9 protein-coding genes and 1 pseudogene are annotated in these 10,168 nt (G+C 73.9%); 2 read left to right on the top strand and 8 right to left on the bottom strand.

Annotated features, from left to right (window positions below):
• Window positions 1-256: 256 nt before the first annotated feature.
• The 6 genes from ABEB07_RS11190 to ABEB07_RS11165 form a co-directional block, all read right to left on the bottom strand.
• Window positions 257-769 (bottom strand): SigE family RNA polymerase sigma factor, encoded by a 513-nt coding sequence (locus tag ABEB07_RS11190; RefSeq protein WP_345668137.1) that lies wholly within the window; start codon window positions 767-769, stop codon window positions 257-259.
• Window positions 770-936: 167 nt separating this feature from the next.
• Window positions 937-1,602, bottom strand: coding sequence for a hypothetical protein (locus ABEB07_RS11185; protein WP_345668136.1), 666 nt, complete (start codon window positions 1,600-1,602; stop codon window positions 937-939).
• A gap of 112 nt (window positions 1,603-1,714) precedes the next feature.
• Window positions 1,715-3,187 (bottom strand): GntP family permease, encoded by a 1,473-nt coding sequence (locus ABEB07_RS11180; protein ID WP_345668134.1) that lies wholly within the window; start codon window positions 3,185-3,187, stop codon window positions 1,715-1,717.
• Window positions 3,188-3,388: 201 nt separating this feature from the next.
• Window positions 3,389-3,799 (bottom strand): RidA family protein, encoded by a 411-nt coding sequence (locus tag ABEB07_RS11175; protein WP_345668133.1) that lies wholly within the window; start codon window positions 3,797-3,799, stop codon window positions 3,389-3,391.
• Window positions 3,796-4,569: an IclR family transcriptional regulator gene (locus ABEB07_RS11170; RefSeq protein WP_345668132.1), complete on the bottom strand. Its 774-nt coding sequence runs from the start codon at window positions 4,567-4,569 to the stop codon at window positions 3,796-3,798. Before ABEB07_RS11170 ends, ABEB07_RS11175 begins: the two co-directional genes overlap by 4 nt.
• Window positions 4,566-5,660 carry a sugar kinase gene (locus ABEB07_RS11165; RefSeq protein ID WP_345668131.1) on the bottom strand — a complete coding sequence of 365 codons (1,095 nt, stop codon included), beginning with the start codon at window positions 5,658-5,660 and terminating at the stop codon, window positions 4,566-4,568. Before ABEB07_RS11165 ends, ABEB07_RS11170 begins: the two co-directional genes overlap by 4 nt.
• Window positions 5,661-5,793: 133 nt before the next feature.
• On the opposite strand from ABEB07_RS11165, the gene ABEB07_RS11160 reads away from it, so the two are divergent.
• Together ABEB07_RS11160 and ABEB07_RS11155 are read left to right on the top strand one after the other, a co-directional pair.
• The gene (locus tag ABEB07_RS11160) at window positions 5,794-7,059 is read left to right on the top strand and encodes an amino acid deaminase (RefSeq protein WP_345668130.1); all 1,266 of its coding nucleotides are present in this window, start codon (window positions 5,794-5,796) and stop codon (window positions 7,057-7,059) included.
• A 93-nt stretch (window positions 7,060-7,152) separates the two neighbouring features.
• Entirely contained in the window at window positions 7,153-8,802 is a 1,650-nt protein-coding gene (locus ABEB07_RS11155; protein ID WP_345668129.1) for an N-acyl-D-amino-acid deacylase family protein, read from the top strand.
• Window positions 8,803-8,882: 80 nt separating this feature from the next.
• Here ABEB07_RS11155 and ABEB07_RS11150 read toward each other — a convergent pair whose 3' ends face one another.
• Window positions 8,883-9,746 (bottom strand): S1 family peptidase, encoded by an 864-nt coding sequence (locus ABEB07_RS11150; RefSeq protein WP_345668128.1) that lies wholly within the window; start codon window positions 9,744-9,746, stop codon window positions 8,883-8,885.
• 139 nt (window positions 9,747-9,885) lie between these two features.
• Window positions 9,886-10,168, bottom strand: a pseudogene (locus ABEB07_RS11145) (hypothetical protein); the annotation flags it as partial.

Below are 10,168 nucleotides of genomic sequence, written 5' to 3'. Positions count from 1 at the left end.
CGGCCCGGCGCCGGGCGCGCGGCCGCCGGTCCCGCGCCGCGCCCTCCGCGGGCAGGTCGCGCCGGGCCGGGTCGAGGCGCGCACCGGTGTCCCGCAGGGCGTGGGCGAACCGTTCCTCGAAGGAGTCGTGATCTGCGTCAGGCATGACGAACCGCCATTTCTCGGACATGGAGGGTCAGGTGGAGGATCGAGCGGGTGAGCGATCGGAGCGCGGCCGGCGGCGCGGGGACGGGAACGGCCGCCGTTCCCGTACGGCTCAGGGTCTGGCGTACTCGCCGAGCGCGTCGCCGAGGAGCGCCCGCAGCCGGGCCAGGGCGCGGACGCACCGCGTCCGGACGGCGGCGGAGCTGGTGTTCATCGCGGCGGCCGTCTCCTCCACGCTGCGGTCCTCCCAGTAGCGCAGGACGACCACCGCCCTGTCCTTGGCGGGCAGCTGCCCGAGGGCCTGGAAGAGGGTCAGCCGCAGCGAGGCGTCACCGTCCGCCGCCCCCGGGACCTCGGGGAGTACGTCGGTGGCGCGCTCCCTGCGGCTGCTGTGGCGGCGGCGGTGTGCCAGGAAGGTACGGGTGAGCACGGTCTGGACGTAACCGGCCGGATTGTCCGCAGCGGAGATCCGCCCCCACTTCAGGTACACCCGGCCGAGGGTCTCCTGGACCAGGTCCTCGGCGAGATGGGTGTCCCCTCCGGTGAGCAGGCACGCCGACCGGTACAGGTGTCCGGCCCGGGCCGCCGCGAACTCCGGATAGCCGTCGTCGCGCCCTTGCCTCATGCACGCTCCCCCGCGGCTCCCGTGCCCTCCCTGGCACTCTCACCCCATTGATGCGGTGGACCCTCCGGGATGTTTCACGGGGCCCGGAAAGTTTTTCGGAGGCGGGACGTCAGCGGGGAGCGGCGGGCGTCGGCGGGCGGCGGCCGCGGGCGGCGGGCGGCGGGCGGTCACTTCTCCTTCGACGGCTCCTCGACGTCGGGCGCGTCGTCCGTGTCGGGCGCGTCGGCTGTGACGGCCGCCTCAGCCGTGTCGGCCGCCTCGGCCGTGTCGGTGTCCTCGGCCGCGCCCTCCTCGAAGTACGCGTCCAGCACCGCGTCCAGCCGCGTTTCCCACTCGGCGAACCGGGACCTGGCCGGCGCCTCGATCTCGATGGGGTACCAGCGGCGTTCGGGGGTGTGGACCGTCACCGTGAAGCGCTTGCCGAAGCGGGGGGTCTCCGTCTCCACCGCGCCGATCTCGTCCCAGCGGAACTCGCACTCCTGGTCGTCCAGGCTCAGGCGTACGCCCCGGTGGTCGGCGACGATCCGCGCCCGGCGGTCGGCGGCCTCGAACACCGGACCGTCCACGGCGGCCTCGGCGTCCGCTCCGGTGTTCCCCGCGTCGGCGGGCTCGGCGGCGGGCGCCTCGTCGGCCGGCTCCGGGACGGCGTCCCGCGGCCCCGGGGCCGCCCGCGGCGTCTCCTCCGACTCCGACTCCGTCCCCGGCCCCGCGTCCGCCGGCCGCCCGTCCTGGGCGGGTGGCGTGAGGCCGGGGATGAAGGCCGGGTCGAAGCCGGCCCCCTTCACGGGCTCGTTCTTCAGGGGCCGGCTGCTCGAACCTATGCGCTGCTCCACAGCGGGCAGTATGGTCGACAATCCTGTGCCCGGCACCGTCGGCCCCGACTTCGTTATCAGACGCGTACAACACGCCCCGCGCGCCTGACCGTTCGGTCGCACGCCCGTCCGCTCACACGAACAGGCTCAGCACCGCCGCCACCGCGAAGCCCGCGAGCGACAGCACGCTCTCCAGCACCGTCCACGTCTTGAGCGTGTCGCGTTCACTGATGCCGAAGTACTTCGCCACCATCCAGAAACCGCCGTCGTTGACGTGCGAGGCGAAGATCGAGCCGGCCGAGATCGCCATGATGACCAGGGCGACGAAGGGCTGCGAGTGGTGTCCCTCGGACAGCAGCGGGGCGACGATGCCCGCCGTCGTCACGATCGCCACCGTCGCCGAGCCCTGGGCGACCCGCAGCACCAGCGAGATCAGGTAGGACAGCACGATCACCGGCAGGCCCACGCCGTTGAAGGTGTCCGAGAGCGCCTGCGCGACCCCGCTCGCCTTCAGCACCGCGCCGAACACGCCGCCCGCGCCGACCACCAGCAGGATGTTGCCGACCGGCTTCAGCGAGGCCGTGGAGACCGCCTCCAGCGACTTGCGCGACCAGCCGCGGCGGATGCCGAGCAGGTAGTAGGCGAGCAGCAGGGCGAGGGTGAGCGCCACGAACGGGTGACCGAAGAACTCGATCACCGAGCGGCCGGTGGAGGGGTCCAGCGCGACCGAGGAGAAGGTGGCGGCCAGGATCAGCACCAGGGGCGTGCCGATGATCCCGAGGACGGTGCCGAGCGCCACCGGCGTCTCCTTCGGCGCCACGCCCGAGGCCCGCTGCTCGGCGAGCACCGCCCGCCGGGCCTCCTCGGCCGCCTCGGCCATGTCCTGCGGCACCTCCACGAAGACGCGCCGGCCGATCCAGGCGGCGTAGGCCCAGGCGGCCAGCACCGCGGGGACGCCGCAGACGACGCCCATGAGGATGATCCAGCCGAGCTGGACGTGCAGCAGGCCGGCCGCGGCCACCGGGCCGGGGTGCGGCGGCAGGAAGGCGTGGGTCATGGACAGGCCGGCCAGCAGCGGCAGGCAGTACAGGACGATCGACTTGCCGCCCCGTTTGGCGGCGGCGTAGACGAGCGGCGCGAGGACGAAGATGCCGACGTCGAAGAAGACCGGGATGCCGAAGATGAGGCCGGTCAGGCCCATGGCGAGGGGGGCGCGCCGCTCGCCGAAGAGGCCGAGCAGCCGCGAGGCCAGTACCTCGGCGCCGCCGCTGACCTCCAGGATCGCGCCGAGCATGGTGCCCAGGCCGATGATGATCGCGACGTGGCCGAGGATGCCGCCCATGCCGGACTCGATGGTGGAGACGGCGTCCGAGCGCTGCACGGTGCCGAAGAGTTCGGTGACGGACAGGCCGGCCAGCAGGCCGACGGCTATGGAGACGGCGAGCAGCGCCACGAACGGCTGGAGCCGGGCCTTGATGATCAGGAAGAGCAGCAGGGCGATGCCGATGCCGGCCACCAGCAGCAGGCCGGTGGTGCCGTCGACGAGGAGGAGCAGACCGCCGGTGTGCGGGGGCGCGGCCGGGGCGGCGGCGAGCGAAGGGGACATGCGGGGGTCCTCTGCGGAAGGGGCGGAAGGGGCGTAACGGGTGCGAGGGGCTTGCGTGCATGGGGCTTTCGGGCAGGGGGGATCGCGGCACGGCGCCCGGGGGTGGTGGGCGCCGTGCCGTGCGGCGGTGCGGGGGGGGGGATGGGGCGCGGGGTGGCCCCGGCTCAGCGGGAGGTCACGGGAGGCGGTCCCGCGGTGGCGTCAGCCGAGGACGGCGAGCGCGTCGATCTCGACGAGGAGCCCCGCGGGCAGGCCGACGTAGACCGTGGTGCGCGCGGCGGGCGGCTGGGTGAGGCCCTGCTCCTCGAAGTAGGCGTTGTAGATCTCGTTCATCTCGGCGAAGTGGTCCACGTCGGTGAGGTAGACGCGGATCATCATCACGTCGTCCCAGCTCGCGCCGCCCTCTTCCAGGATCGCCTTGACGTTGGCGAGGGTCTGGAGGGTCTGCTCGCGCAGGCCGGGGCCGACGGGCGTAGGAGCCTTGCCCTCCTCGGCGGGCAGGAAGCCGACCTGGCCCGCGACCTGGAGGATGTTGCCCTTCCTGACCCCGTGGGAGAACTTCGCGGGCGGGACGGTGTGGGTCTTGGGGGTGAGGGCGGTCTTCTCGGTCATGCGGTGTCCCTGTCTGGGGTCGGTACGGGGGTTCTGCCGGAGTACTCGCCGCTGATGGCGTCCGCGGTACGGCGCACCAGCGGGAGCAGGGTGAGGAGTTCGTCGGCGGTGACGACGACGTTCGGCGCGGAGACCGACATCGCGGCGACCACCCGGCCGTCGGCGCCGCGGATGGGGGCGGCGACGCAGTTGATGGACTCCTCGTGGCCGCCGAGGTCGGTGGCCCAGCCCTGTTCGCGCACGGTCGCCAGCTCCGTCAGGAAGGCGGCGGGGCCGGGCGTCGAACGGGCCGTGTAGAGGGGGTAGTCGAGCTTCTCGGCGACCGCGCGCCGCTCGGGCCCGGGCAGGTCGGCCAGGAGCAGTTTGGCCACGGCGGCGACGGTGATGGCGACCGGGCGGCCGATGCGCGAGTACATGCGCACCGGGTAGCGGCTGTCCACCTTGTCGATGTAGAGCACCTCGCCCTCCTCGTACACCGCGAGGTGCACGGTGTGGCCGCAGATCTCGTTGAGGCGGATCAGGTGCGGGTGGGCGATCTCGCGGACGTCGAGGTTCTCCATCGCCTCCTGGGCGAGGGCGAAGAGGCGGGCGCCGAGGCGGTAGCGCTGGTCGGACTGGCGGTAGACCAGGCCGTGTTCGTGCAGGGTGCGCAGCAGGCGCAGCGCGGTGGACTTGTGGACGCCGAGGCGGTCGGCGACCCGTCCGAGGTCGGCGGGTCCCTCGGCGAGCAGCGGCAGGATGCTCAGGGCACGGTCGACGGTCTGGCTCATGGGGTGGCTCCCTCCTCGTCGGCCCGCCGGGCGGTGCGCGTCCAGCCGGGGCCGAGTCGAAGTCTCCCCCACGCGGCGTCGTCGAGGGCGGCCAGCCGGTCGGCGTGGCCGCGCCCGGGCGGCGGGGCGAGGTCGCCGGGGACGGTGAGGGCGGCGGCGGCCGCGAGGTGGCCGTGGCGCAGGCGGTCGCGGACGGGCAGGCGGCGCAGGGTGGCGGAGAGGAACCCGGCGGCGAAGGCGTCGCCGGCGCCGACGTGGGCGACGACGTCGACCGCTGGGGCCGTGACGTGCGTCGCGACGCCGTCGCCGAGGCAGTCGCGGTCCTCGCGGCCGTCCTCGGACGCGGCGGTGTCCCGGGTGAAGGCGGTCGCCCCGCCCGCGCCCTGCTTGACGACGACCGTGCCGGGCTCGGGCAGCGCGTCGCTGATGGCGCGGCCGCCGCGCAGACCCCAGGCGGCGCGGGCCTCGTCGTCGCCGACGAAGACGAGGTCGGCGCGACGGGCCAGTTCCAGCAGCACGCGCGGCCCGTCGGCGTCCCGCCACAGGGCGGGCCGGAAGTTGACGTCGAAGGAGATCAGCGGGCGGCCGGGCCCGGGGGCGGTCAGCTCGCGCAGGAGCCGGAGGCAGCCGGCGGAGAGGGCGGCCGTGATGCCGGACAGGTGCAGGACGCGGCAGGCGCGCAGAGCGGCCCTGTCGACGGTGTCCGGGGACATCGCGGAGGCGGCCGAGCCGGCCCGGTAGTACGCCACTTCGTGGGCGTCGGTGGCCCGGTCGCCGGCGGTGCGGAAGTAGACGCCGGTGGGACGGTCGGGGTCGCGTCCCACGGCGCCGACGTCGACGCCCCAGGAGCCGATCGCCGCCACCAGGTGGTCGCCGAAGCCGTCGGCGCCGACCCGGCTCACCCAGCGCACCGAGTGTCCGGCGGCGGCGAGCACGCAGGCCGCGTTGGACTCGGCGCCGCCGATGCCGCGTTCGAAGGACGGCACGTCGGCGAGGCGGCCGGGGCGGGAGGGCCGGAAGGCGACCATGGACTCGCCGAGCGCCACGACGTCCACGGCGTCGGTGCCATTGCGGGGTCCGGTGGCGGTCACGATGCTCGTAGCTCCTCGGTGCCGGGGTGCGGGGACGTCCGTTGACCTCGCGTGGCCGAGATGTTAGACAGCAGTGAGCGACATGCGCAATGAGTGTTGCACGATATGCAACGCCGCTGATCAGGGAGGTTCCGTGAACATCGAGGCACTCGCCGGGCTGGACGAGGAACGCGTCGACCACCGTTTCAAGGGCCTCCCGCCGGACGCGGACGGACTGACCGTGGGCGCCCTGGCCGCGCAGCGCCGCAACCTGTTCACCGGCGGTTTCACCACGCCCGTGCTCACGCTGTCCGCCGAGCGCCTCGCCCACAACCTGGAGCTGATGGAGACGTACACGGTCCGCCACGGCCTCGCCTTCGCGCCGCACGGCAAGACCTCCATGGCCCCGCGGCTGTTCCGGCGCCAGCTCGACCGCGGCGCCTGGGGCATCACCCTCGCGCTGCCGCACCAGGTGCGGGTGGCGCGGGAGTTCGGCGTGCGGCGGATCTTCCTGGCCAACGAGGTGGTCGACCCGGCCGCGCTGCGCTGGTTCGCCGCCGAACTCGCCGCCGACCCGTCCTTCCGCCTGGTCTGCTACGTCGACTCGGTGCGCGGGGTGGAGCTGATGGACGCGGCGCTGCGCGGCGCCGCCCGGCCGCTGGACGTGGTGGTCGAACTGGCGGCCGGGCCGGGCGCGAGGACCGGGGTGCGCACGGAGGCCGAGTGCGCGGCGGTCGCGGACGCGGTGGCCGCCGCGCCGACGCTGCGGCTGGTCGGCGTCGCCGGATACGAGGGCGAGGTCCCCGAGGCGGACCCGGAGCGGGTACGGGCGTATCTGCGGCGCCTGCTCTCCCTGGCGGCCGGCTTCGACGGGGCCGGGCGGTTCCGGGGGGCGGAGGAGATCGTGGTGAGCGCGGGCGGCAGCGCCTGGTTCGACGCGGTGGCCGACGTGTTCGCCGAGATCCCCGAGCTCTCGTTGCCGGTGCTGAAGCTGCTGCGCTCGGGCGCGTACGTATCGCACGACGACGGGCGCTACCGGGAGGTCACGCCGTTCAACCGGGTGCCCGGGGAGGGGACTCTGGAGCCCGCGTTCCGGCTGTGGGCGCAGGTGGTGTCCCGGCCGTCGGCCGAGCAGGCCTTCGCCAACGCGGGCAAGCGGGACGCGGCCTACGACCTGGACCTGCCCGTCGCTCAGGTGGTGCGCCGGGACGGCGTCGAGCGCCCGGCGACGGGCGTCACGATCACCGGTCTGTCCGACCAGCACACCTGGCTGAGCACCGCGCCCGAGGCCGACCTGCGGGTCGGCGACTGGATCGGGCTGGGCCTGTCCCACCCGTGCACGTCCTTCGACAAGTGGCCCCTGATCCCGGTGACGGAGGCGGACGGCACGGTCGCCGAGTACGTGCGGACGTTCTTCTAGAGGGCGGCACGGGCGGGACGGGCGCGCCCCTCCTCCGCGCCGTGCCGGTCGGCAACGTGAACCGGTCCCCGGGGCCGGTGGAAGGAGTCACCCATGGATCCGGTCGAGACGGCCGACTTCGCCGATCTCGTCGTCCGGGACGCGGACGTCGTGGACGGCACCGGCGCGCCCTCCTACCGCGCGGACGTGGCGGTGCGCGGCGGCAGGATCGTCTCGATCGTCAAGGAGGCCGCCGCTGCCGGCTGCGGGCGGCCGAGAGCGAGACGCGAGCTGGACGCGGAGGGCTTGGTCCTCTCCCCCGGCTTCATCGACATGCACGCCCACAGCGATCTCGCGCTGCTGCGCGACCCCGACCACAGCGCGAAGGCCGCCCAGGGCGTCACGCTGGAGGTCATCGGCCAGGACGGCCTGTCGTACGCGCCGGTGGACGACCGCACGCTCGCCGAGGTGCGCCGGGCGATCACCGGCTGGAACGGGCACGGCGACGACATCGACTTCTCCTGGCGGTCGGTGGGCGAGTACCTGGACCGCCTCGACCACGGCTTCGACGGCGAGGGCATCGCCGTCAACGCGGCCTATCTGATCCCGCAGGGCACCGTCCGCGCGCTCGCCGTCGGCTGGGAGGACCGCCCGGCGACCCCCGAGGAGCTGGACCGCATGCGGCGGCTGGTGGCCGAGGGCATGGCGCAGGGCGCGGTCGGCATGTCCTCCGGACTGACCTACACGCCCGGCATGTACGCCCCGGACTCCGAACTCACCGAACTGTGTCGGGTGGTGGCCCGCCACGGCGGCTACTACTGCCCGCACCACCGCAGTTACGGTGCGGGCGCCCTTGAGGCGTACGCGGAGATGGTGGCGCTCACCCGGGACGCGGACTGCCCGCTGCACCTCGCGCACGCCACCATGAACTTCGGCCCGAACAAGGGCCGGGCGCCGGAACTGCTGGCGCTCCTGGACGACGCGCTGGCGGCCGGCGCCGACATCACCCTGGACACGTACCCGTACACCCCCGGCTGCACCACGCTGGTGGCCCTGCTGCCGAGCTGGGCGAGCGAGGGCGGCCCGGAGCGGGTCCTCGCGCGGCTCGCCGACGGGGCCGCCGCCGAGCGGATCCGCCACGACCTGGAGGAGACCGGCTCGGACGGCTGCCACGGGGTGCCGGTGGAGTGGGAGACGATCGAGATCTCCGGCGTCACGGCCCCCGCGCTCGCCGAGTACGTCGGCCGGACGGTCGCCGAGTCGGCGGCGCGGCGCGGCGAGAGCCCGTGGACCGTGGCCCGCCGGCTGCTGGTCGAGGACCGGCTGGGCACGACGATCCTCCAGCACGTGGGCCACGAGGAGAACGTCCGGGCGATCATGCGCCACCCCGTCCACACCGGCGGCTCCGACGGCATCCTGCGCGGAACGAAGCCGCATCCGCGCGCCTACGGCACCTTCCCGCGCTATCTCGGGCACTACGTGCGGGAGTTGGGCGTGCTGTCGCTGGAGGAGTGCGTCGCGCACCTCACCGGGCGCCCGGCGGCCCGGCTGCGGCTGCCGGACCGGGGCGTGGTGCGCGAGGGGTACCGCGCCGACCTGGTGCTGTTCGACCCGGCGACGGTCGCGGCGGGCGCGACCTTCGAGCGGCCGCGCACGCCGCCGACCGGGATCCCGTACGTGCTCGTCGACGGGCGGTTCGTGATCGAGGACGGGCGCCGCACGGACGTACTGGCGGGACGGGCGGTCCGCCGCACCCCGGCATGACCGCCCGCCGCACCGCCGCGCGGCGCCTGAAGCCCTACAGCCCTACAGCCAAAGCCCTATAGCCCTGTAGCCCTACGGCCTCACGGCTTGGGCAGGACGCAGCCGCTCGCGCTCAGGTTGAGCTTGTTGCCGGTGGTGAAGCAGGCGGGTATCTGGTACGTCTCCTCGGCGTAGTTGATGCCCTGGCGGACGGTCACGTTGCCGTTCGCGTCGACCTCGCACGGGTTGTTCTCCGTGCAGCGCTGGCCGTCCTCGTTGCCGGTGTTGTTGACGGCGACGACCTTGCCGGTGGCGGTGTCGACGACGGGCGAGCCCGAGGTGCCGCCGATGGTGTTGCAGGCGGAGGTGTAGCGGACGGAGTCCTTCCAGGTCCAGTCGCCCTCCTTGAGGCGGTAGACGAACCCGTCGACGTTGCAGCTGTAGATCCGCTTCCAGTACCCGGAGACCACCTTGATGGCGGTGCCGGCCACCGGGTGGGTGTCGCTCAGGGTCAGCGCGCTGATCCCGTACGAGCTCTTGATCTGGGCGTAGGTGCTGGTCAGGCGGTAGATCGTGACGTCCGTGTCGGTCATGGTCGAGTAGACGACCTGGTTGGCGCGGAGCGTGGCGACCTTGGTGCCGGCCGAGTTGAGCAGGCCGAAGGTACGGCTGGAGGACTGGCCGGTGATGACCTGGCCGGGGCTCGGGAAGCCGGTTTCCAGGCAGTGGCCGTTGGAGAGCACGAGCGCCGGGTCGGTGTCCGCGGAGGCGGGGAGGCGGACGACGGAGCCGGAGCAGTTGCTCAGCGAGACGGTGCCGGCGAAGTCGACGGCCTTGACGGCGGGGGCCGACCGCTTCACGGGAGCGGTCGCCGCACCGCCGGTCTGCGCGGCGGCGGCCGCCGGCGCCATGCCCGCCCCGGTGATCACCAGGGTGGCGAGCGCGGCAAGGAGAGGCTTGTTCATGTGGGGTCCCCTCTTGAGACGCAGACGCCCGGAGATCTTCCGGACGCCCGTTTGTCATGCGCATTGTGATGGCGACGGGGTCGTGCCCACAAGAACGCGGAGGGGACTGCCGGGGACGGGGTCGCCGGCGCCGTACCGGTCAGCCGCCGTGCCAGTGGCCGCCTCCGCCGTGGTGGCCACCGTGGCCCCAGCCGCCGTACGACGGGGAGGAGGACGGGGAGTCCGCGGTCGGGGACGGGGTTGCGGGGGCGGTGGACGAGGCGGGGCCGGTCCGGTGGGGCGCCGGGGCGCTGTGCGAGACGGGAGCGCTCGGGGGCGGCGCGGCGGAGGTCGTGGTGGTGGCGGAAGCGTGCGCCGTGGGCGCGGCGGGCGCGGTCACGGCGGGGGCCCGGTGCGTGGCCGCGGTCGCCGGGGCGGCGGGG

This window comes from Streptomyces similanensis (assembly GCF_039543625.1).
Taxonomy (GTDB): Bacteria; Actinomycetota; Actinomycetes; order Streptomycetales; family Streptomycetaceae; genus Streptomyces; species Streptomyces similanensis.
The sequence above is the reverse complement of the archived record's forward strand: the minus strand, read 5'-3'. Positions and strand labels throughout refer to the sequence as shown.